The 22955-nt window shown below is 64.4% G+C and carries 14 protein-coding genes and 2 pseudogenes; 10 read left to right on the plus strand and 6 right to left on the minus strand.

All coding sequences use genetic code 11. The features are described from left to right. Window positions 1-66: 66 nt before the first annotated feature. The gene (locus ACLFKU_RS04760; protein ID WP_410848324.1) at window positions 67-1113 is read right to left on the minus strand and encodes an AraC family transcriptional regulator ligand-binding domain-containing protein; all 1047 of its coding nucleotides are present in this window, start codon (window positions 1111-1113) and stop codon (window positions 67-69) included. 221 nt (window positions 1114-1334) lie between these two features. Between ACLFKU_RS04760 and ACLFKU_RS04765 the strand changes: the two genes are divergently transcribed. The 8 genes and pseudogenes from ACLFKU_RS04765 (at window position 1335) to ACLFKU_RS04800 (ending at window position 11528) form a co-directional block, all read left to right on the plus strand. Continuing rightward, entirely contained in the window at window positions 1335-2468 is a 1134-nt protein-coding gene (locus tag ACLFKU_RS04765) for an acyl-CoA dehydrogenase family protein (protein ID WP_368581932.1), read from the plus strand. Window positions 2469-2581: 113 nt separating this feature from the next. Continuing rightward, window positions 2582-4275, plus strand: a pseudogene (locus ACLFKU_RS04770) (AMP-binding protein). A gap of 150 nt (window positions 4276-4425) precedes the next feature. After that, window positions 4426-5967, plus strand: a complete 1542-nt coding sequence (locus ACLFKU_RS04775) for a CoA-acylating methylmalonate-semialdehyde dehydrogenase (RefSeq protein ID WP_410848325.1) — start codon at window positions 4426-4428, stop codon at window positions 5965-5967. Between the two features lie 40 nt (window positions 5968-6007). After that, entirely contained in the window at window positions 6008-6925 is a 918-nt protein-coding gene (mmsB, locus tag ACLFKU_RS04780; RefSeq protein ID WP_410848326.1) for a 3-hydroxyisobutyrate dehydrogenase, read from the plus strand. Continuing rightward, window positions 6922-7722, plus strand: coding sequence for an enoyl-CoA hydratase (locus tag ACLFKU_RS04785; protein WP_368624062.1), 801 nt, complete (start codon window positions 6922-6924; stop codon window positions 7720-7722). The genes mmsB and ACLFKU_RS04785 overlap by 4 nt, the downstream gene beginning before the upstream one ends. Further along, window positions 7719-8891, plus strand: coding sequence for an enoyl-CoA hydratase/isomerase family protein (locus ACLFKU_RS04790; protein WP_410848327.1), 1173 nt, complete (start codon window positions 7719-7721; stop codon window positions 8889-8891). The genes ACLFKU_RS04785 and ACLFKU_RS04790 overlap by 4 nt, the downstream gene beginning before the upstream one ends. Before the next feature lie 337 nt (window positions 8892-9228). Next, window positions 9229-10872, plus strand: coding sequence for a hypothetical protein (locus ACLFKU_RS04795; protein WP_410848328.1), 1644 nt, complete (start codon window positions 9229-9231; stop codon window positions 10870-10872). Further along, window positions 10872-11528, plus strand: a complete 657-nt coding sequence (locus ACLFKU_RS04800) for a hypothetical protein (RefSeq protein ID WP_410848509.1) — start codon at window positions 10872-10874, stop codon at window positions 11526-11528. The genes ACLFKU_RS04795 and ACLFKU_RS04800 overlap by 1 nt, the downstream gene beginning before the upstream one ends. Here the strand turns inward: ACLFKU_RS04800 and ACLFKU_RS04805 are convergent. The 4 genes and pseudogenes from ACLFKU_RS04805 to ACLFKU_RS04820 form a co-directional block, all read right to left on the minus strand. Further along, window positions 11518-12627, minus strand: a pseudogene (locus tag ACLFKU_RS04805) (ABC transporter substrate-binding protein); the annotation flags it as partial. The gene ACLFKU_RS04800 and the pseudogene ACLFKU_RS04805 overlap by 11 nt on opposite strands. 293 nt (window positions 12628-12920) lie before the next feature. Continuing rightward, window positions 12921-13598, minus strand: coding sequence for a carbonic anhydrase (locus ACLFKU_RS04810; RefSeq protein ID WP_410848329.1), 678 nt, complete (start codon window positions 13596-13598; stop codon window positions 12921-12923). Between the two features lie 9 nt (window positions 13599-13607). Continuing rightward, entirely contained in the window at window positions 13608-14930 is a 1323-nt protein-coding gene (locus tag ACLFKU_RS04815; RefSeq protein ID WP_410848330.1) for a DUF2254 domain-containing protein, read from the minus strand. A 159-nt stretch (window positions 14931-15089) separates the two neighbouring features. Further along, window positions 15090-17861 (minus strand): MGH1-like glycoside hydrolase domain-containing protein, encoded by a 2772-nt coding sequence (locus tag ACLFKU_RS04820; protein ID WP_410848331.1) that lies wholly within the window; start codon window positions 17859-17861, stop codon window positions 15090-15092. A 359-nt stretch (window positions 17862-18220) separates the two neighbouring features. Here ACLFKU_RS04820 and benC point away from each other — a divergent pair, with 359 nt between their 5' ends. Beyond that, entirely contained in the window at window positions 18221-21010 is a 2790-nt protein-coding gene (gene benC / locus ACLFKU_RS04825) for a benzoate 1,2-dioxygenase electron transfer component BenC (RefSeq protein WP_410848332.1), read from the plus strand. A 24-nt stretch (window positions 21011-21034) separates the two neighbouring features. On the opposite strand, the gene ACLFKU_RS04830 is transcribed toward benC, so the two are convergent. Next, on the minus strand, window positions 21035-21967 hold the full coding sequence (locus ACLFKU_RS04830) for a helix-turn-helix domain-containing protein (protein WP_368581406.1): 933 nt from the start codon (window positions 21965-21967) through the stop codon (window positions 21035-21037). A gap of 122 nt (window positions 21968-22089) precedes the next feature. Here ACLFKU_RS04830 and ACLFKU_RS04835 point away from each other — a divergent pair, with 122 nt between their 5' ends. Then, entirely contained in the window at window positions 22090-22935 is an 846-nt protein-coding gene (locus ACLFKU_RS04835; RefSeq protein ID WP_410848333.1) for an SDR family NAD(P)-dependent oxidoreductase, read from the plus strand. Window positions 22936-22955: the final 20 nt, after the last annotated feature.

A 22955-nucleotide genomic window follows, 5' to 3' on the forward strand; every position in this document is an offset into this window, starting at 1 on the left:
CAGCCGGTGCGAACCGGCGGCGCGGGCCCATACCTCGATCAAGGCTGGCCGGTTGCCGCTTAAAGCTTAGTCCGATTCGGCGCGACGCGTGAGATCGAGCCCCGCGGCCCGGGCCGGCCGATAGTCGGTCGGGCGCATGCCGGTCCATTTGCGGAACGCGCGATGAAACGCGCTCGGCTCGGCGAAGCCGACGGCGTTCGCGATATCGGCGATCGTGCGCTGCGTTAGTTGCAGTTCGGCAATCGCGATGTCGCGCCGCAGCGCGTCCTTGATCGACTGATACGTGTGGCCCTCCTGCTTCAGATGCCGCCGCATCGTCGCCTCGGCAACGTGCAGTCGCGCGGCCATCTGATCGGCCGCGGGCCAGCCGGACATCGGCAGCGCGCGCAGCGCCTTGCGCACGCGCGCGGCGAGCGAACCCGGATTGCGGTACTTGACGATGAAGCTGCCCGGCGCATCGCGCAGAAACGGGCGCGCCGAGCGCGACGTCTGGATCACCGGCAGTTGCAGAAACGCGGGGTCGAGATCGACGTACGACTTGGGCTCGTCGAAATACATGTCTTCGCAGAACATCAGCCGGTATTCGTGCGCGGCCGGAGGCGCGGTGCAGCGAAAGCGCGCTTCGAGCAACGGAATGCGCCGGCCGACGAGCCAGCAGACGAGACCGTACACGAGAATGAAATACGTCGCGTAAGCGAACATCGCCGGCTTGCGCGTGCCCGCGCGTTCGACGAACTTCAGGCGCACGCGCTCGGCGTCGGCGTCGATCGTCGCGCCGAGGTCGTCGAGCACCAGCCGCATGAAGCCGACCGCGCGCGCGAGCGCCTGCGCGCCGTTGCGCGCGCCGAGCGCCATCTGCGTCATCGCGATGAAGCTGCCGCTTTTCATCGGATGCGAGTCCTGGCCGAAGAACTCGTCGTCGAGCGCGCGCGCGATGCCGGCCCACAGCGCGCCGTATTGCGCCGACGACACGCGGCTTTTCGGCGACGCGAGCATCGGCGCGGCAATGCCGGCCGCTTCGGCGAACGCTTGAGCATCGAGCCCGCGCGCCGTCGCGAGCGCGAGCGTTTCCTCGACGAGACTGACGGAGATCGTGCCTTTGTCGCTTTTCATCGGAATTTGGTTTCTCTGGCAAAAGCGCTCAGCATCGGTTGGCTCATGGTCCGTGAAGCCCCTGAAATGACGAGGCTCCATGCACGCGCATGGTAGCAGTATGGCAAAAGCGCTCAGCAAATGTGAGCGCAGCGAGCATCGAGTGGCGCGGGCCGCTTGCCTACACTTGCCGCATCACCGAGATCGCCAGCACGGCCGTCAGCACCCACGAGGACGCAGTCATGGACAGCTTCTACACCGACGAACAACGGATGATCCGCGACGCCGCGCGCGACTTCGCGACCGACTGTCTCGCGCCGCACGCGGCGCAATGGGATCGCGACGCGCAACTGCCGGCCGAGGTCGTCGCGCAGATGGGCGAGCTCGGTTTTCTGGGCATGATGGTGCCGGCCGAGTGGGGCGGCTCCTATACCGACTACGTCGCCTACGCGCTCGCGCTCGAAGAGATCGCGGCGGGCTGCGCCGCCTGCGCGACGCTGATGAGCGTGCACAACTCGGTCGGCTGCGCGCCGATCCTGAACTTCGGCAGCGCCGCGCAGAAGGACCGCTATCTGCGCGACCTTGCCACTGGCCGCACGATCGGCGCGTTCTGCCTGACCGAGCCGCAGGCAGGCTCCGAGGCGAACAATCTGCGCACCCGCGCGCAGCTGCACGACGGGCAGTGGGTTCTGAACGGCAGCAAGCAGTTCGTGACCAACGGCGCGCGCGCCGGGCTCGCAATCGTGTTCGCGGTCACCGATCCCGAGCGCGGCAAGCGCGGCCTGTCCGCCTTCATCGTGCCGACCACGACGCCGGGCTTCGAGGTCGGCCGGCCGGAACACAAGCTCGGCATTCGCGCGTCCGACACCTGTCCGATCTCGCTCGATCACTGCGCGGTGCCCGAGGCCAATCTGCTCGGCGAACCGGGCGAGGGTCTGCGCATTGCGCTGTCGAATCTCGAAGGCGGGCGCATCGGCATCGCCGCGCAGGCGGTCGGCATCGCCCGAGCCGCGTTCGATGCCGCGCGCCGCTACGCGAGCGAGCGTGAACAGTTCGGCAAGCCGCTGAAGGACCATCAGACCATCGCCAACATGCTCGCCGACATGGCGACGCGGCTGAACGCCGCGCGCCTGCTCGTGCATCACGCGGCGCGGCTGCGCTCGGCGGGGCGGCCGTGTCTGTCGGAGGCGTCGCAGGCGAAGCTGTTCGCGTCGGAGCTGGCCGAGCAGATCTGCTCGAACGCGATCCAGATTCATGGCGGCTACGGCTATCTGGAGGACTATGCGGTGGAGCGCCACTATCGCGATGCGCGCATCACGCAGATTTACGAAGGGACGAGCGAAGTGCAGCGGATGGTGATTGCGCGCCATGTTTGAGGGCGGCGTTTGAGCGCACAATAGCCTGGCTGCGAATGCTTCGTTGAGCGTCGCGGCGGCAAAAACCAGAGGCAAAAAAACCGAGCGCGCCCTGCGCCGAACAGGAGACGACGATGACAGCAGCGAAAGCCTTTCTCGAAGCGCGCGATCTGCTAGTGCGCCATCGCACCGACTACGAGCGCGCGTACCGCGAATTCACCTGGCCGGCGCTCGACGAGTTCAATTGGGCGCTCGACTACTTCGACGCGATCGCGCGCAACAACGACAACCCCGCGCTGTGGATCGTCGACGATCCTTCCAGCGACGGCCTGCGCCTGTCGTACGCGCAGATGTCGGAGCGCTCGTCGCGGATGGCGAACTTTCTGCGCGGCGCGGGCGTCGGTCGAGGCGACCGTGTGCTGCTGATGCTGCCGAACCGCGTCGAGCTATGGGACGTGATGCTCGCCGCGATGAAGCTCGGCGCGATCGTGCTGCCCGCCACCACGCAGCTATCGGCCGACGACGTGCGCGACCGCGTGCAGATCGGCGGCGCGAAGTTCGCCGTGGTCGACAGCGCGGAGCTGGGCAAATTCGATACGCTCGAAGTGCCGCTCACGCGCTTCTCGGTCGGCGCCCCGCGCGACGGCTGGATCGATGTCGCCGCCGCGTACGAGGCGGCGCCGGATTTCACGCCGGACGGCGTCACCCGCGCCAGCGATCCGATGCTGCTGTACTTCACGTCCGGCACCACGTCGAAGCCGAAGCTCGTCGAGCATACGCATCAGAGCTATCCGGTCGGGCATCTGTCGACGATGTACTGGATCGGCCTGCAACCCGGCGACATCCATTGGAACATCAGCTCGCCGGGCTGGGCCAAGCACGCGTGGAGCTGCTTCTTCGCGCCGTGGAACGCGCAGGCCTGCGTGTTCGTGTTCAACGTCCCGCGCTTCGTGCCCAAAGACACACTCGCCGCGCTCGTGCGCTTCAACGTGACCACGCTGTGCGCGCCGCCGACCGTCTGGCGCATGCTCGTGCAGGAGCCGCTCGGCGACTATCCGGTGAAGCTGCGCGAGATCGTCGGCGCGGGCGAGCCGCTGAATCCTGAGGTCATCGAACGCGTCAAGCACGCGTGGGACATCACGATCCGCGACGGCTACGGTCAGACCGAGACGACCTGCCAGATCGGCAATTCGCCGGGCCAGCCGGTCGTGGCCGGCTCGATGGGGCGTCCGCTGCCCGGCTACCGCGTCGAACTGCTCGATGCCGACGACCAACCGGTGACCGAAGGCGAAATCGCGCTGCCGCTCGCCGAACGGCCGCTCGGCCTGATGACCGGTTACGCGAACAATGCGAACGCGACCGCCCAGGCGATGCGCAACGGCTTCTATCGCACGTCGGATGTCGCGCTGCGTCGCGACGACGGCTACTACGTGTACGTCGGCCGCTCGGACGATGTGTTCAAGTCGTCCGACTATCGCCTGAGTCCGTTCGAACTCGAAAGCGTGCTGATCGAACACGAGGCGATCGGCGAGGCGGCCGTCGTGCCGAGCGCGGACGCGTTGCGCCTGTCGGTGCCGAAGGCGTTCGTCACCGTGCGTCAGGGCTATGAAGCCGGTCCCGAACTCGCGCGCGCGGTGTTCGCGTTCTCGCGCGAAAAACTCGCGCCGTACAAGCGGATTCGTCGTCTGCAATTCAGCGAACTGCCGAAGACGATCTCCGGCAAGATTCGCCGCGTCGAGTTGCGGCGCCGCGAAATGGAGCGCGCGGCCGAGCCCGCGCGTCTGCCCGACGCGAGTACTGGGAAGAGGATTTCCCCGACTTGCGTTGACTGTCGTTATTCCACGCTATTGCTGGTTTTGCCGCCCCGGTCTGAATCGCACGCGTCGAATTCGAGCTTCGGATTCGACGCGTCGGGGCACCGTTTTTTCTTCCCTATCGCTGTCCGGCCGCCACGCGGCCATCGCACAGGAGTTTCAGCATGAGCACCCTTGCTTCGAACGAGACCAGCCGCGACGTTGCCGGCGCCGTGGCCACCGTCAAACTGCTGATCGACGGCGAGTTCGTCGAATCGAAGACGACCGAGTGGCGCGACATCGTGAACCCGGCCACCCAGGCGGTCCTCGCCCGCGTGCCGTTCGCGACCGTCGCGGAAGTCGACGCAGCGGTGCGCAGCGCGCACGCCGCGTTCAAAACGTGGAAGGACACGCCGATCGGCGCGCGCATGCGCATCATGCTGAAGTACCAGGCGCTGATTCGCGAGCATATGCCGCGCATCGCGAAGACGCTGTCGACCGAGCAGGGCAAGACGATTCCCGATGCCGAGGGCGACATCTTCCGCGGTCTGGAAGTCGTCGAGCACGCGTGTTCGATCGGCACCTTGCAGCAGGGTGAATTCGCCGAGAACGTCGCTGGTGGCGTGGACACCTACACGCTGCGTCAGCCGCTCGGCGTGTGCGCCGGCATCACGCCGTTCAATTTCCCCGCGATGATCCCGCTGTGGATGTTCCCGATGGCGCTCGTGTGCGGCAACACCTTCGTGCTGAAGCCGTCCGAGCAGGACCCGCTGTCGACGATGCAGCTCGTCGAACTCGCGCTCGAAGCCGGCGTGCCGAAGGGCGTGCTGAACGTCGTGCACGGCGGCAAGGAAGTGGTCGATGCGCTGTGCACGCATGAGCTGGTAAAGGCGATTTCGTTCGTGGGCTCGACGGCGGTCGGCACGCACGTCTATCGCCTCGGCAGCGAACACGGCAAGCGCGTGCAAGCGATGATGGGCGCGAAGAACCACGCGGTCGTGCTGCCCGACGCGAATCGCGAACAGACGCTCAACGCGCTCGCGGGCGCCGCGTTCGGCGCGGCCGGGCAGCGCTGCATGGCGACTTCGGTGGCGGTGCTGGTCGGCGCCGCGCGCGAGTGGCTGCCCGAGCTGGTTGCGAAGGCGAAGACGCTGAAGGTCAATGCGGGTCACGAGCCGGGCACCGATGTCGGGCCGGTCGTCTCGCGCGCGGCGAAAGAGCGCATTCTCGGATTGATCGACGCCGGCTTGAAGGAGGGCGCGACACTCGCGCTCGACGGCCGCGACGTGAGCGTGCGGGGCTATGAGCAGGGCAATTTCATCGGCCCGACGGTATTCAGCGACGTCACGACCGACATGGAAATCTACCGCACCGAAATCTTCGGACCGGTGCTCGCGGTCGTCAACGTCGCGACGCTCGACGATGCGATCGCGCTCGTCAACGCGAACCCGTTCGGCAATGGCGTGGGCCTCTTTACGCAAAGCGGCGCGGCGGCGCGCAAGTTCCAGAGCGAGATCGATATCGGCCAGGTCGGCATCAACATTCCGATTCCGGTGCCGGTGCCGTTTTTCAGCTTCACCGGTTCGCGCGGCTCGAAACTCGGCGATCTCGGTCCGTACGGCAAGCAGGTCGTGCAGTTCTACACGCAGACGAAGACGGTCACCGCGCGCTGGTTCGACGACGACACCGTTAACGACGGCGTCAACACGACGATCCGCCTGCGTTGAACGCATTGAACGCATTGAACGCACATACGGAGACGACACCATGAAAATAGCCTTTATCGGACTCGGCAACATGGGCGCGCCGATGGCGCTGAACCTGCTGAAGGCGGGCCACGCGCTCAACGTGTTCGACCTCAGCGCGCAGGCCGTGCGCATGCTCGTCGACGCGGGCGCGCAAGCGGCCGGCTCGCCGAAGGCGGCCGCGAGCGACGTCGAATGCGTGATCACGATGCTGCCCGCCGCGGCTCACGTGCGCAGCGTGCTCGTCGCGGACGACGGCATCCTCGCCGGCATCGCGCCGGGCGTGCCGATCATCGATTCGAGCACCATCGATCCCGCCAGCGTGAAGGCGTTTGCCGAACTCGCCGCGGCGCATGGCAACAGCTTCGTCGATGCGCCGGTGTCGGGCGGCACCGGCGGCGCGGCGGCGGGCACGCTGACCTTCATGGTCGGCGGCAGCGCGAGCGCGTACGAGCAGGTCAAGCCCGTTCTGCTGGCGATGGGAAAAAACATCGTCCATTGCGGCGATACCGGCACCGGCCAGGTCGCGAAGATCTGCAACAACCTCGTGCTCGGCATCTCGATGGCGGGCGTCGCGGAGGCGATGTCGCTCGGCGAGGCGCTCGGTATCGACACGAAGGTGCTCGGCAGCATCATCAACACGTCGACCGGGCGTTGCTGGAGTTCGGACACGTATAACCCGATGCCGGGCGTGATCGAAACCGCGCCTTCGTCGCGCGGCTATACCGGCGGCTTCGGCACCGACCTGATGCTGAAGGACCTCGGCCTCGCCACCGATGCCGCGCGCGGCGTGCGTCAACCGGTCTATCTCGGCGCGCTCGCGCAGCAGCTTTATCAAACGATGAGCACGAACGGCGCGGGACGTCTGGACTTTTCGGCGGTGATCAAGCTGTATCGCTCGCGAGACCGCGGCGGTGACGGCCAGGGAGGCGCGCAATGATCGAGCTCGATTACGCGCACGACGGCGCCGTTGCGTTGATCACGTTGAAACGGCCGCCCGCGAACGCCTTCACGCCCGACGGCCTGCTGCAATTGCAGCGCACCGTCGAGCAGTTGAACGCCGATGCGCGCGTGCGCGCGCTGGTGATCACCGGCGACGGCCCGAAGTTCTTCAGCGCGGGCGCCGATCTGAACACGTTCGCCGACGGCGATCGCGAAGTCGCGCGCACCGCGGCGGCGCGCTTCGGCGCGGCGTTCGAAACGCTGCAGAATGCGCGGCCTGTCGTGATCGCGGCGCTCAACGGCTTCGCGATGGGCGGCGGTCTCGAATGCGCGCTCGCGTGCGATATCCGCATCGCCGAGCAGCATGCGGTGCTGGCGCTGCCCGAGACCGCGGTCGGCCTGCTGCCTTGCGGCTGCGGCACGCAGACGCTGCCGTGGCTCGTCGGTGAAGGCTGGGCCAAGCGGATGATTCTGACCGGCGAGCGCGTCGATGCGGCGAGCGCGCTGCGCATCGGTCTGGTCGAAGAAGTGGTGGAGCGCGGCGCCGCGCGTGAAGCCGCGCTGAAGATGGCGCAGCGCGTCACCGGTTTGAGCCCGCAGGCGGTCAGCTTCAGCAAGGAGCTGATCCATCAGGCGCGGCATGGCGTGCCGCGCGCCGCCGCGCTCGCGCTCGAACGCGAGCGTTTCGTCGATCTGTTCGATGGCGCGGATCAGCGCGAGGGCGTCAACGCGTTCCTCGAAAAACGCGCGCCGCGCTGGCAGACGAGCCATGCACCACGGGAGACGCAGCGATGAGCACATTGCAAAGCGTTGTGGTCGAAACGCGCGACGCGTCGAATACGCAGGCCGAAGCGGACGTGCTGTTTCGCGTCGTCAACCGCGTGGCGATCATCACGCTGAACCGGCCTGCCGCGCTCAACGCACTGTCGCACGCGATGGTGCGCGAGCTCGCCGTGCTGGTCGAGCATTGCCGCACCGATGCCGGGATCGTCGCGCTGGTGCTGAAGGGCGCTGGGGACAAGGGCTTTTGCGCGGGCGGCGACGTGCGCGAGGTGCATCGGCTCGCAACTCAGGGCGATCCGCGCTGGCTCGCGTTCTTCGTCGACGAATACCGGCTCGACTACGCGTTGCATACGTTTCCGAAGCCGGTGGTCGCACTGCTCGACGGCATCGCGATGGGCGGCGGCATGGGCCTCGGCCAGGCGGCGCGGCTGCGCATCGTGACCGAGCGCAGCCGCATCGCGATGCCGGAAACACGCATCGGCTTCGTTCCCGATGTCGGCGCAAGCCATTTTCTGAGCGTGATGCCGGCCGAGCTTGCGCTGTATGTCGGGCTGACCGGCGCGACGCTAGCGGGCGCCGACGCGAAGCGCCTGCAACTGGCCGACCTGTGCGTGCCGGCCGACTGGCTGGCGAGCTTCGAGGAGCGGTTGCAGCGCATGTCGCACGACACGTCGGACACCGGGCGCATCGACGCGCTGCGCGCCGTGTTCGAGCCGCCGTGCAATATCGTGCCGCATGCGCCGCTCGGCGCGCTGACGCAACTGATACTGCGCCACTTCGACCGGCGCTCGGGCGTCGAGCGCATCGTCGCGACGCTGCGTCAGGATCTCGAACGCGAACCGCCGCGCGAGGTGCGGCAATGGCTGCAAGCGACCTTCGACGCACTGAGCGCCCATTCGCCGACGATGCTGCACGTGACGCGCGAAGCGCTGCTGCGCGGCCGGCAGATGACGCTCGCCGAATGCTTCCGGATGGAGCTCGGCATCGTGAAGCGCTCGATCAAGGAAGGCGATTTCCGCGAGGGCGTGCGCGCGCAACTGATCGACAAGGACCGCCGGCCGCGCTGGTCGCCGGCGACGCTCGCCGAGGTGCAACCCGAGCGCGTGCGGCATTTCCTGAGCTCGCCGTGGCAAGGCGACGCTCATCCGCTGGCGGGGCTGGGCGCGGATCATGGCGACTGACTTGTGCGGCATCGCGCATGCCGCATGGTGAGCGGCGAGCGGGGCCCGGCGTCCGCTCGCCAGCCTGGAGCGCCAGCGGCCTTAGCTCTGCCTGGCATCACGGCTCCGGACGTTCCACCCGTCAGCCGCCCGGCGCCGATTGTGGTCTGGCGCACACAGACCGCGTGCACTAATTGACATCCACCTGGGCGCAATCTTAGATAGAGAGTTCAGCCCCGTCCCGACTGGCATAGCCTGCTCACAGCCCTCATCACGGGCGCTCTTCCGACCTACGGTGCGTTCACACGTCACCGTTTCCGCATTCTCGTGCTCTTGATCGGATCAGGAGGCAATGCGTATGGAAAAGCCGTCAGATGAGGATCGCCGCTCCAAACCCTTCGGCGACAAACCCGATTCCCGCGTCGAGCAGGGCCCCAGTGCAACAAAGCTCGTCCTCACTGCGCTAGGCGGCATGGTGGTGGTGGCGGGCAGCATCGTCTACTGGGTACTCACCTTTTCGCATCGCGTGCCGGGTGCGAATTGCTTTCCTCCCGGCATCGAGTGCTTTAACAAGGTCGTCGCGGTGATGAAGGAAGTCAGCGACGCGGAGCGCGCCACCAGCATAGGCGAGAGCTGGCTGCTCGCATTGCTGGTCACGGCCTTCACGTTCCTGGTTTTCTACGTGCACATTTGCCGTGGCGAGGAAGAGCGGGCTCGGACGATCGCGGAGCGTGAATTCGAAGAGCGCAAACGCATCGCGGAAGAGGAAGGAGAACCCGCGCCCGCAAGCATCTCCCGTTCGAAGGGGGGAATCGGCAGGCTGCGAAAGTGGTTCGTGTCGCGCTGGTGGATTCCCGTGTTCTGCTATTTCCCCGCGGTACTGCTGTTCGGCGGAGAAATATGGGAGGGCTATACCGATGCGGTCGTACTCGCGTTGGCGCTCGCCGCGATCTATGTGGCCGCCGAACACTATTCCGCGCTCGAGCAGCAGCGCAAGCTCGTCGATGAGCAGGAAGCGGTGCTCGAGACCATCCGCAAGGAACTCAGCGACAAGGTGGCCAGTATCGATAACGCGATGGGAACCCGCTACGGTCTTCGCGTGATTTACGACGCTTATCGCGACCCAAACCGCGACCAGTCCCGCGCGGATGAGAGAAAGCGTTCGCAGCCGGGTGGGGCGCATCAGGCCCAAGGCGGCGCGGCGAACGTTCACGAGTCGGAGAAAGGCATTTTCTCGATCTATCGTTTCTTCGATATCGACAAGCAATGGTGGGCGCGCGAGTCGTGGGACGAGTATTGCAACAGCCCTGCGGCGACACTGTATCGGACCTTGAAGGAAGGCGCGCGCACGAAGATGACGCTGGTGACGCCGCTCGAATATCCCGAGTTCCACGACGAATCGATGCAGGACAAGGCACTCTTCTTCGGCAAGTTCATCGGCCTCGTATGGCATTACGTCGTGTTGTGGCACGTTCGGCGCGCGCTCGAGGGCGACTCGAAAGAGCTCGTGTGCGAACACAAGATCCGCATTGCGCAGACCTCGCTGTGGCTGCATGTGGTCGACCGGACCGTCTATCAGATTCTCGGCGACGATCGCGGCAGGGACGTCAAGGTGCGCAACCTGACGCATGACATGGATGAGATCTCGGTATCGCTCGCACGCTGGGCCAAGCGCGAAATTCAAACGCTGGCCGCGCGTGGCCCGACCGCCGAGGAGTACATCTGCACCTGCCTGACCGACGCCCATCAGGCCATACCAGCGGACGGCGCCGCCACCTTCGGACAGAACGAGGATCACATACTCGACAGACTCGGATTCAAGGAGTGGGCGAACGAGGGCGACGCGCCGTCGGGCATTCGCAAGAAAGTATTGGCGGCACGCTGCAAGGGCTTGATCCGGTATGCCGTGGCGATCATCGCCGCGTCCGAGCCGACGCAGACGGCGACGATCGACGGCCAACACGATCCGTCGATCAAAGAGATCGCAGCGGAGGTCGAATGATGAGTACTTCCATCGATGCGATGCTGGCCGACCTGGAGATCATCAGCGGCCTGGTGATGTCCATCGTGGTGCCGACAAAAACCACGGACCGCGCGAATTTCACGACGCCGATTTCATTGACGGTCAGGCATCATCTGGTCGGCGGGCAGTCGCCGCTTGCCGATCGCGACGTGCGCGCTCTCGTCGACCGGCTCAAGGCCTGCGCCAGCGCGCTGTGCAAGGTCGGTTCGGGCAAGAAGCTGCTCGCCGACCCGCAGTTGATGCGGGGCATTCCGGCAGCGCCTTATCAGGCGAATCAGTTCTATGTCGAGTTGCTGACCGCGGTGTCGCTGGGTCTTTACTTCCTCGGCGTGCCGATCGGCGAGCCGTGGGATCTGGTGCAGACCTGGGCCGACGAAGAGGGCGGCGGACTGCCGAACGGCATCTGCGTGGCGAAGGCGATCGGCGATATCGTGCGCTCGTCGCGCAAGTGGCATCCCTCGTTGCCGGCGCAAGCCGATGCGAACGAGCGCGCCAAACGCCGGGCGTCGACGGATCTGATCGTCCATTCGTTCCTGCCGATGATCCTGTTTCGCGATCTGATCCTGTGGGGCGGCGGACAACCGGAACCGGAGAATTCAGGGCTGCCGGACCATCCGTCGATTCGTTCGGGCTGATCGCCTCGTGGTCGTCGTGCGTGAACGGCTTGTCGTACACCATCACGACGCCTTCCACCTTGCCGTTGAGGTTTTCCAGCGCGGCGCGCACCTTCGGACCTTCGGTCGAACCCGCCTGGGTCATCGCCGCGGCCAGCAGATAGACCGAGTCGTAGCCTTGGGCGGCGGACACCGCCGATTCGATGCGGTTGTTCTTCGGCTTGAACTCCTTGAGGTACGCGTCGATGAACGCCTTGCGCTTGGGCGTGTTCGCTTCCTGAATGAAGGTCTGCGGCATCCGGGCGCCTTCGCCGTTGGTGCTCGCGTTGTCGATGTAGTTCGCCATCGACAGGGTCCAGCTGCCGATCAGCGGCACTTTCCAGCCGAGCTTGGCCATGCCGTTGGCGATCTGCGCGAGTTCCGGCCCAATGCCATAGGTCAGCACCGCTTCAGCGCCGGCCTCCTTGGCCTTGAGCAGCTGCGCGGTCATGTCGACGTCCTTGATATTGAATTTTTCTACCGCAACCGGCTTCACGCCTTTCGTGGCCAACGCCTTTTCGAGGTCTTCGCGGCCGAGCTGACCGTAATTGGTGGAGTCCGCGAGAATCGCGACCTTCTTGAAGCCGCGTTTCGCGATCGCTTCTTCAACGATCATCGGCGCCTGAATGCGGTCGGCGGCGGCGTTGCGGAAGACGTAGTTATCCGGTTGATCGGTGAATTGCTTCGTCAGGACGCTGCCAGTCGCGACGTTGTTGAACACCGGAATCCTGGCTTCCTGGAAGAAGCGTTGAGACGCGAGCGCCACGCCGGTATTGATGTAGCCCACCACCGCAGCCACTTTTTCCTTGTTGATCAGCTCTTGCGCGATCTGTACGCCGCGTTCATTTTTCGCCTCGTCGTCGCGCTCGACCAGCACGATCTGACGGCCAAGCACGCCACCGGCCTTATTGATTTCCGCGGTGGCGAGCCGCACGCCGTCGCGCATGCTCACGCCCATCGAAGACGAACCGCCGGTGAAAGGTCCGTCGACACCGATCTTGATCGGGTCGGCGGCGTAACTGACGTCAATGAGGGCACACAACGCGAGCGCACTCACGACGCTCTTCAAGCGAATTCCCATACTGTCTCCGTAGCATGTCTTTTTTTGCACAGAGCCTGGAAGCGGCTTCCATGCACACTGACCGGGCGTTCTCAGGGAGCCTGAGCGCCTGTCGTGACGCAGTATGGATTTGCTAATCTATATGTAATATTCGGACTTACCCGCGTGGTGCAATACCGGGGTTATTGGCAGATTAGAGAGAAGCGTCTAACTTTGGTTATCGAGCGGCGGTGCCGCGCCACTGATTGACTCTGATATCTGTCGTTTAACTTCATGCGCGCCAATTCGGTGCCGTTGCGAAGCTTCGGAAACCGTCACCTCGCCCGCGCCGCAAGGCGCGCAATGATCCGCTCAGCCATCGCGCGGTCGATGACTTCGAATGAACGGCTCGTGCGCTCATAGGCATACATGGCGCCAGTCGCGATATCGAACCACCAGCCGCTCAATACGAGTGCCCCGGCGCTGACTTGCTGGCGGACGATCGGGTAGGTCATCAGGTGTTCGAGCTGCACCAGCACGTTGAGTTGCGACAATTGATCGTGCGCTTTCAAGCGGTCATCGAGCGGACCTTCCTGTTCGAGCCTAAACGCCGCGTTGTTGGCGTGGCATAGCCATTTATCGAGGTTTGGCGATTTCAGCTTGGCGTTGCGTGAGAACACGGCCTTCATCGCGCCGCACTCGGAATGCCCGCACACGACGATATTCGCGACTTTCAACACCAGCACCGCATATTCGATTGCGCTTGCCTCGGAAAGATCTCCGATAGAGACGCCCTCCGCAGTCGCCGGCGGGATCAGATTGCCCACGTTGCGCATCGTAAAGAGATCGCCGGGATGGGTCGATGCCAGCAGGTCCGGCACGACGCGGCTGTCCGAGCAGGTGATGAAGAGCGCATCGGGAGTCTGCGCGAGCGCCAGTTTGCTGAACTGCTGCGCGTATTGCGGCAGCATCTTCTCCCGGAACTCGACGATGCCCATGATGAGTTTTCGCATGATCGCCTCTCAAACGACCGGCTGCCTTGCCGCCGACGTCTCCGAGCCTCCAAGCCCTTGCGAGTCCGGGATACGCGCCAACGCCAGGTCCTCCGGAAATGGATGCCGCGCGCCGATCTCTCGGTCCAGCAGGGTCAGCTCGACACGCAATGCGTCGTGACGATGCTCCGGCAGGCACTGGAGGAGATTCTCTATCGCCGCGCGCTGACGCCGCGCGATCTGGATGCTGCCGGCGCCATACTGACGTATCTCTCGAAAACTGATATGCACGAAATCTTCCCAGTTCGGCGTTCGAAAGATCACGCACACACGGCCAGACTTATCCCTGATCTCTTCGGTGTACAAAGACCGTTTTCCGACTACGCGCAATAGCCGCTGTAGTTGATCGATGGCCAGCACGGCCGTTGTGGGATCGTTGATCGCGGCCGATAACGCCTTGAGTGCAATATCAACAAGGATGCGGAACGCGAACATCGGATCCTGTTCCATCGTGCGTTCGGTCCCAAAGGCGACCAGTGTACGCAGCCGGTCTTCATCGATTGCGCCAGCGTCCCCGTACAGATAAAACAAGGGTTCGTCGACTGCGACGAAATCGCCGACTTGCGGCACGAATTCGATAACCGAGTTCGTGCGCCTCGCCTTGGCGACCAGTCTTTCCAGATTCACGGCCAGAACGATGCCGGATGTACCGCTGTGGCGAACGATGCGATCAGGCACGCCTCGCTTGCGGTCAACGCACGGCGGGGCGATGCGGCCCGTCGCCGGCGCGGGATAAACGCTCTCGATGACCGCGATCCCGTGCTCTCCAACGCGCGCCACGAGGCTCACTGGACGCAGAAATTTCGCCGCATAGTCGATCAGGAAAAGGAATGCGACGACGGAAGCGAATCCGAATAGCGCTGCAATGAATACCTGAAGCTGGTGCACCTCGCTGTCACCCATCCAGCCCAGGGTCCTGTTGGCGAATAGAAGTGTGAAAACGAACAATCCCGAGATGTTGCGGATCACGTTATCGCGCAGCAAGGTCGTCGCGATGATCCGCGGGGTGTATTGACCGCCAGCGACCTGGATCGCGACGAGCAGCGAACCGAAGGTAAATACCAGAAACGCCAGGTCTGCGGAAACGATGTCGCCGACAAGTGACCGCGCGCCAGTCATGGACAGCCCGAAAAGGCCGGTTTTCGGGTCGAGGATGTCGTGTCCGATCAACCACCTTCCCAGCATTTCAGTGAGCGGCTTCACCACCGCATAGATCGCTACTGCGACGAGCGGGACCGTCCACAGGGAAGACCTGAGGTAACTCTTCAAGCTGTACCAGCGGTTCCAGTCCATGTTTGCGCTCTTCCTGCTTCGCGGTTCGCCTTGGACGATGAAATGGAGACTCCTCGGGCACGTGGAGTCTCCCCAACCAATAAGACACGCGACCTTGCGGTCGGTCAATGAGACTTTGGTCCGACAGGCGTTATGAAGATTGCCGCAGGCGAGCGTCGTCTAACGCGCCATCGTGGGGAGTGCGTCTTCGGCGACTGGCGCGCCTGCCTGCACATCTTCGGCAGCGGCGGCGATATCGGACGCCACATGGGCCAGCTTCATCAGACGCGGCTGCAGCAGCAGCGCGACGAGACCGCTCCAGCCCGTCTGATGCGAAGCGCCGACGCCACGTCCGCTGTCGCCGTGAAAGTACTCGTGGAAAAGCACGAGATCAGACGAACGCGGGTCGGCCTGCAATTGCGGATAAGCCGCCATCACCGGCCGCATGCCGTGCTCGTCCTTCAAAAAGAGGGTGGTGACACGCCGTGCGAGACCGTCGGCGATCTCGCTGAGCGAGCACCGGTTGCCTGACCCCGTCGGATACTCGATGCGGAACTCGTCGCCGTAGTAGCGATGGAATTCATACAGCGATTCGATCAGCAGATAGTTGACGGGCATCCACACGGGTCCGCGCCAGTTCGAATTGCCGCCGAATACGCGCGAATCCGATTCGGCCGGCTGATACTCGATGCAGACATGTGCGCCGCCATGATCGAACTCGTACGGTGTACCGCGATGCACGCGTGACAGCGCACGCACGCCGTGATCGGACAGGAATTCGTCTTCGTCGAGCGCGCGGCGCAGCAGCGCCGTCATCCGGTATCCGCGCAGCAGCGACAGAAGCGTGGTATTGCCCTTGCCGGGTTCGGTCCAGCGCGACACCAGTTTGGCCAGATTCGGGCGGTGATCGAGAAACCACGCGAGCCGTTCTCGCAGGCCGGGCAGGTGACCGTATATCCGCTCTTCGAGCACATGCACGGCGAACAGCGGAATCAGACCGACGATCGAGCGAACGCGCATCGGCACACGGGTTCCGTCCGGAAGATGCAGTACGTCATAGAAGAACTCGTCGCGGCCGTCCCACAACCCTGTTCTGCAGCCCTCGCTGCAACCGACGGCTTCCGCGATATACAGGAAATGCTCGAAAAACTTCACCGCGATTTCGACATACGCGTTGTTCGTCATCGCGAGTTCGAGTCCGATCTGCATCAGGTCGAGCGCATACGAGGCCATCCACGCGGTGCCGTCGGCCTGGTCGATGCGCCCGCCCGTCGGCAGCGGGGAAGAGCGGTCGAAGATCCCGACGTTGTCGAGCCCGAGAAAGCCGCCCTGGAAGATGTTGCGATCTTCCGCATCCTTGCGGTTGACCCACCACGAAAAGTTCAGCAGCAGCTTGTGGAACATCACTTCGAGAAACTGGTGGTCACCGACGCCCGTGACTTCACGGTCGAGTTCGTACACGCGCCAGGTCGCCCATGCATGAACGGGCGGGTTCGCGTCGCCGAAAGCCCATTCGTAGGCGGGTAACTGCCCGTTCGGATGCATGTACCGTTCTTTCACGAGCAGCAGCAACTGTTTCTTCGCGAAGTCGGGATCGATCATCGCGAACGCGGCGGCATGAAACGCGAGATCCCACGACGCGTACCACGGGTACTCCCACTTGTCCGGCATCGAGACGACATCGCCGTTGCACATATGCCGCCAGTCGGCGTTGCGGCCGTGCCGGCGTCCTTTCGGCGGCTTCGGCTGACCGGGGTCGCCGTCGTGCCAGCGCGTCACGTCGAACTGGTAGTACTGCTTCGTCCATAGCATGCCGGCGAGCGCCTGGCGTTGCACGAGCCGTGCATCGGCGTCGGCGATATCGTGCTGGAGCGCCGCGTAGAACTCATCGGCCTCCGCGATCCGGCGCGCGAACAGCGCTTCGAAGTCGAGCGGCGCGTCGTCGCGCGTGATGCCCGGCAGTGCCGCCGGACGCCAGCGCAGATACAGCACCGCGCGTTCGTGCGGCGCGAGCGACAGCGCCACATGCGCGGCGGCGCGGGTGCCCGCGTCGCGGCGTATCGCCTGCTCGTCGCCATCGACGAGGTAATCGTTGAAGCCATCCTTGAACGGGCCCGCGCCGGCGATGCCGAAAATGCGGCGCACATTAGTTTCGTTTTCGCAGAACAGCCATTCGATCGGCTGCTGCGCCGAGGCCGTGACGATCATCGTGCCCAGCGCGGGATTGTGCGCGATCACCCGCGCGCCTTCGGCGGACTCCGTCTCGAGCGTCAGCGACGGCCTGCCGGGCTTGCCTGACCACGCCCAGCGGTTGCGCGCCCAGAAGAGCGGCAGCACATGCAGTGGCGCGTGCTGATCCGCGCGATTTTCGACGCTGATGCGCATCACGATGTCGTCGGGTGTGTGCTTCGCGTACTCGACCCAGACGTCGAAATAGCGATCGTTGTCGAACACGCCGGTATCGAGGATTTCGTATTCGGGCTGATCGGCGCCGCGCCGGCCGTTTTCGTCGATCAGGTCCTGATACGGATACGCATCGTGCGGGTACTTGTAGAGCATCTTCATGTACGAGTGCGTCGGCGTGCCATCGACATAAAAGTAAAGCTCTTTCACGTCCTCGCCGTGATTGCCCTGCGCATTGGTCAAGCCAAACAGCCGTTCCTTCAGGATGGCGTCGCGCCCGTTCCAGAGCGCGAGCGACACGCACCAGTCGAGTGGGTCGTTGCCGAATCCGGCAATGCCGTCCTCGCCCCAGCGGTACATGCGGCTGCGCGCCTGATCGTGGGGGAAATACTCCCAGGCGGTGCCGTAGTCGCTGTAGTCCTCGCGAACCGTGCCCCACTGCCGGTCGCTCAGATAAGGTCCCCAGCGGCGCCAGCAATCGAGGTCCGGGCCATGCAGACGGCTTCCTTCCTTCGAACGGAGCAAATCGTTTGCGCGTAGCGATGACATGTGACCTCCCAATCCGGGATCGACTGCCGAACACGTTTGGTGCGTGAATCCACGCCGGTGCTGTGGCGCATGCGCCGCCCGGCGGTACTTGGATGATAGGCGCCGTTTGGCGTTATTGAGTTCGGCTCCGAAGCAGTGAGGGGCAGACTACGAACGCCATCGGGTATCCATCTAGATGCACGTTTTGTCCGGGCAAACGTCGTCTCTGTCCATTGAGGCGAACGCGGCCCAGGCTCTAAATTGGCGCCATTAAGCCCACCTGGCGCTTGCGAGAGAAACAAGATTACCTCGCGCGCCACCCGCCCGAACATACCGACAGCGAAGCGGACTGATCGGGCGGCTCTAGAGGAGACACCGGCATGGCCCACCAGATAACCCTCCGTTTTGAGGACGGAGTGACCCGCTTCATCCACTGCGAGGAGGGCGAGCGCGTCACCGATGCCGCCATCCGCGCCAGGATCAATATCCCGCTCGATTGCCGTGATGGCGTGTGCGGCACCTGCAAGGCGGTCTGCGAGTCCGGTGAGTACGTTCTGGGCGACTGCGTGGAAGATGCGCTGAGCCCGGACGAGGTGAGCGCCCGCAAGGTTCTCACCTGCCAGATGAGCCCGCGCTCCGACTGCGTGATCCAGATCGCCACGAACTCCGATGTCTCGGGAACCGGCCCGTCCTCCCACAAGGGGCGGATCGTCGCCTGCCAACGAGCGTCGGACACTACGATCGCCTTCTCGGTCGAGCTCGAGAACCGCGCGGATCTCAGTTTTCTTCCCGGGCAGTACGTCAATGTCCAGGTGCCCGGCACCGATCAGACCCGGTCCTATTCGTTCAGCTCGGGGCCGTCCGAGCCGCACGTGTCGTTCCTTGTGCGCAATGTGCGTCAAGGGGTGATGTCGAGCTGGCTCTGCGAAACCGCCAAAGTCGGCGACGCGATCGAATTTCGCGGCCCGATGGGAAGCTTCTATCTGCGCGCCATCGAGCGGCCGGTGCTGTTTCTGGCGGGTGGCACGGGTCTCGCGCCGTTCCTGTCGATGCTCGACAAGATCGTGGAGGACGGCGGCAGTCCGTATCCCATCCACATGATCCTCGGTGTGAACACCGATGAGGATCTGGTCGGCATCGACCGGCTCGAAACCTATGCGCAGCGCCTGCCGAACTTCACGTATGCCTGCACCGTTTCCAACCCTGACAGTGCCTATCCCAACAGGGGCTATGTGACCCACCACATCAGCGCGTCGCAGCTCAATGGTGGCGAAGCGGATGTCTATCTCTGCGGCCCGCCGCCGATGGTCGATGCGGTGCGCGATTTTCTGTCGTCAGAGGGGCTGACGCCGCGCAATTTCTACTATGAGAAGTTCGCCGGCACGGGCCTCGTGGTCCAGACCGGCGAGGAGCGCATCGCTCCTGTCGATGTCGATGAAGCGTTCGACCTGCGCATGGCGCTCGAACTGGGGGCGGCTCAACTGACGATGGGCCGGCTGTCGAGCGAGCAACTGATCACCTTCCGCCAGCTCGCCGAGGCGACCGCGCCGTTCGTGCGCGGGCGGCACTTTACCGACGTGCCACGCTACATCGAGGCGAACCACGCGTTCCACTTGTTCACGATCGAAGCTTCCGGGAACGCGCAGTTGATCGCGCTCTACCGGCAGCTGGCCGTGCAGGACTACATCGCTCGCGCGCTGACCGACCAGATCGAGATCGTCGGCGATATCGTCCAGCAGCATCGGGACATCGTCGCCGCCTTCGAACTGGGCGACCTGAACGCGGCGCGGGACGTGATTGCGCTGCATGCGCTCCATTCCAAGGCCACGATGAGCCGGGCGCTGGAGCGCATGGCGACGGGCAAGACGGCACCGGCTGCCGCAGCGGCTCCCGCTCTCCCGCCTGCCGTGCCGCAAAGCGCGCCGCAGGTGTGTCCATTCTCGGGCAGCACGCTTCCGGCTTATTCACACGAGCTGGACTGGCCCGAGGGGCTGGAACCATTCAAGGTGGTCGATGACGGCTCGCAAGGCGACCCTTACGAGCACTACCGCTGGATGCGGGAGCATGCGCCGGTGCTGCGTTGCCAATCGGCGACTTCAGACGTGTGGTTCCTGTCGCGCTATGACGATGTCTACCAGGCGATCCGCAATCCGAAGCTGTTTTCCTCCGAGGTCGTCAGCCCGCCGCCGCTGACGTTCCTGACGCTGTTCGATGCGCCCGCGCATTCGCGCTTGCGCAAGGTCGTCCAGCCGTCGTTCCTGCCGCTGGCGCTCGATCCCTTTATCGATCAGATCGCGCAAAGGGCGGAGGATTTGCTCGATGTGATGATCGCCAAGGGCGGCGGTGACGTCGTCGACGATTTCGCGATCCCGCTCAGCATCTCGACGATCTCCGCGATGATCGACGTGCCGAACGAGGATGAGGAAAAAATGAAGTTCTGGTCGGACGAGACCTTTAGCTATTTCGGGCGCCTGGCCCGCAATGCGCCGGGGACCGGCACCGACGAGCAGAGCGCGCAGGCCTTCTTCGCTTACCTGAAGGAAGCGATGGAGCGGCTCGCTTTGACCGACAGCCAGTCGATCGGCGGACATATCGCGCGCATGTGGAAAGACGGGCTGCTTTCGGAAAAGGAAGCGAAGGAGCTGTGCGCGTTCGTGTTCATCGCCGGGCACGACACGACGACCATCCTCGTTGCCAACGCGTTTCGCATGTTCGCCGAACAGCCGAACCTGCTGGCACGTATCCGCGAAAACCCCGCCGACGCCGAGCGTTACGTCGAGGAGGTGGCGCGCTACCGTGGCACCGTCCAGCGCGTGAGCCGCATCACCACCGAGGCGACCACCGTCGCGGGCGTCGATCTGCCGAAGGGCGCGGTGGTGCGATTGCTGCTGTCGGCCGCGAACCGCGACAGCCGCAAGTTTGCCGATGGCGAGACCTTCGACATCGACCGCGATTCCAGCGGTCATCTGGGCTTCGGCAACGGCATGCACAAATGCCTCGGTGCGCCGCTCGCCAAGCTGGAGACGCTGATCGCGACGAAGGCTCTGGCCCGCAAGATCGGCGAGATTGCGCTCGATCCGGCAAGGCCGATCCAGTATGTGCGGGGCAACAATCTGACCAACTCCGGGCCCGAGCATCTGTTCGTGAAGCTGGGGGCGTTGTCGGCCTGAAGCGGATCAAGGGGCGAGAGCGAGTCAGTTCGCTCTTGCCTTTTCAGGCGGCAAGGATCGGTCGTGCGCTGCGGAGCGGTATTCGGTTGGCCGCAGTCCCGTCTGCTTGCGGAAGAAGCGTCCGAAATACGCCTCGTCCTGGAAGCCCAGTTCGCTGGCGATCTGCTTCACGCTGAGCGTCGAATAGCCGAGCAGCCGCTTGGCCTCATGGATCGAGCGTGCATCGATCGCCTCGATGGCCGAGACCCCGAACGTAGCGCGGCAGATCCGCGAAAGTTGGCCGGTGGTGACGCCCATCTCGCCGGCATAGCTGGCGACCGGGCGCCGCTCACGGCAATGGCGGTCGAGCAGGGCGCGGAACCGCTCGATTCGCGCGGCCATCGTGCGCTGCTCGGAACTGGCTGAGAGCCGGGCGCTCTCGCTGAGACGCCCGATCTTGACGAACAGGGTGATAGTGAGTGCGGCGCCCGCGGTGAACTGCCAGCGCTCGTGGCTCTCCGCCTCGTGCCCGATCGACTGGAACAGCGTGTCCAGAGATGTGCCGCGCTCCACGGCGGGATCGATCGACAACACCGTCGGCGTGCGGATGAATTCGAGCAGCTCGGGCGCGGCCGTCATCGCTAGCGATTCCAGCGCGGACTGCGCGGCGGTGATCACGTGACCGTCGACGTCGCTGCGGAAGTGAAAGCCGTGGACCGAGCGCGCCGGCACGACCACGAGGCATGGCGCCTGGACGGCCCAGGTTTTGCCGTCGATGAAAGTCTCGCCGCCGCCGGCGGTCACGTAGAGCACCTGGATCAGCGCATCGTGGACGTGCGGTTCGATGTCGAAATCGAAACGCCCGGCACGCAGCGGAATGCGCTCGTAATGGACCATGTCGACCCAAGGCTGGTCGGCTTCCGCGCCATAGAGCGCGAAATGCAGCACGGTCCGGCGGCGCTGCTGGTCAGAGGCCATGATGCACGTTATGTCCTGCTCTATGTCGACTCTGTCCATTGTTCCACAGGCGCTCGGGGCGTTCAATGTCGATACGGATATCAGGAAGCGTAATCGCATACATATTTCAGGAAGGTAATTACATGAGACAGGAACTTGAAAATCGCGCAGCGGCCTCGACCCCGTACGCGCTGAACTTGAACGGAAAGGTCTGCGTGGTGACGGGTGCCGGCAGTGGCATTGGTGCCGGCATCGCGCGCGCGTTCGCCGCTGTCGGCGCACACGTCGCGCTCGTGGATCGGAACCTTGCCGGTGCTGAAGCTGTCGCCGCCGAACTTCGGAAGGCCGGTGCGGTGGCGCAAGCGATCGGCTGCGACGTGTCGGACGAAGCCTCGGTTGCCGCTGCTGCCGACAAGGTTCGCGCGGAGCTCGGGCCGGTCGGCGCGCTCGTCAACAATGCAGGGCTGCTGCGCGCCGGAGCGCTGGAGACGGTCTCGATCGAGGACTGGAACCAGGCCATCGCCGTCAATCTGACCGGCTATCTGCTGTGTGCCCGGGCTTTCGGGCGCGACATGCTGGCGGCGGGCAAAGGCAGTATCGTCCACGTTGCGTCGATTGCGTCGCTCAATCCGCAGACCAATAGCGGTTCCTATAGCCCGAGCAAAGCGGGCGTGCTGCTGCTGTCGCGGCAGTTGGCGGCGGAGTGGGGCCCACGCGGCGTGCGCAGCAACTGTGTGCTGCCCGGCATGATCCGCACCGCGCTGTCCGCGAAGTTCTACGAGGAGCCCGGCTTCGAGGCTCGCCGCGCCGCCGCCACCGCGAGCCGCCGCATCGGCGAGCCGGAAGACCTCGCCGGCCCGGCGCTGTTCCTCGCCTCTGATATGGCTGCCTACGTCAATGGCGCGGAGGTGCTCGTCGACGGCGGGCTCGATTGCATGCTGATGGACATGGTTCCGCGCCCCGGTTTCAACGCTACTGCGGCCGCGTGAGCGCCGTCACACCACAACGA

This window comes from Paraburkholderia sp. EG304 (genome assembly GCF_046543485.1).
Lineage (GTDB): Bacteria > Pseudomonadota > Gammaproteobacteria > Burkholderiales > Burkholderiaceae > Paraburkholderia > Paraburkholderia youngii.

Coding starts and splice junctions, on each gene's coding strand:
- ACLFKU_RS04760 (WP_410848324.1), bottom strand. CDS start 1,113: ATGAAAAGCGACAAAGGCACGATCTCCGTCAGTCTCGTCGAGGAAACG.
- ACLFKU_RS04765 (WP_368581932.1), top strand. CDS start 1,335: ATGGACAGCTTCTACACCGACGAACAACGGATGATCCGCGACGCCGCG.
- ACLFKU_RS04775 (WP_410848325.1), top strand. CDS start 4,426: ATGAGCACCCTTGCTTCGAACGAGACCAGCCGCGACGTTGCCGGCGCC.
- mmsB (WP_410848326.1), top strand. CDS start 6,008: ATGAAAATAGCCTTTATCGGACTCGGCAACATGGGCGCGCCGATGGCG.
- ACLFKU_RS04785 (WP_368624062.1), top strand. CDS start 6,922: ATGATCGAGCTCGATTACGCGCACGACGGCGCCGTTGCGTTGATCACG.
- ACLFKU_RS04790 (WP_410848327.1), top strand. CDS start 7,719: ATGAGCACATTGCAAAGCGTTGTGGTCGAAACGCGCGACGCGTCGAAT.
- ACLFKU_RS04795 (WP_410848328.1), top strand. CDS start 9,229: ATGGAAAAGCCGTCAGATGAGGATCGCCGCTCCAAACCCTTCGGCGAC.
- ACLFKU_RS04800 (WP_410848509.1), top strand. CDS start 10,872: ATGAGTACTTCCATCGATGCGATGCTGGCCGACCTGGAGATCATCAGC.
- ACLFKU_RS04810 (WP_410848329.1), bottom strand. CDS start 13,598: ATGCGAAAACTCATCATGGGCATCGTCGAGTTCCGGGAGAAGATGCTG.
- ACLFKU_RS04815 (WP_410848330.1), bottom strand. CDS start 14,930: ATGGACTGGAACCGCTGGTACAGCTTGAAGAGTTACCTCAGGTCTTCC.
- ACLFKU_RS04820 (WP_410848331.1), bottom strand. CDS start 17,861: ATGTCATCGCTACGCGCAAACGATTTGCTCCGTTCGAAGGAAGGAAGC.
- benC (WP_410848332.1), top strand. CDS start 18,221: ATGGCCCACCAGATAACCCTCCGTTTTGAGGACGGAGTGACCCGCTTC.
- ACLFKU_RS04830 (WP_368581406.1), bottom strand. CDS start 21,967: ATGGCCTCTGACCAGCAGCGCCGCCGGACCGTGCTGCATTTCGCGCTC.
- ACLFKU_RS04835 (WP_410848333.1), top strand. CDS start 22,090: ATGAGACAGGAACTTGAAAATCGCGCAGCGGCCTCGACCCCGTACGCG.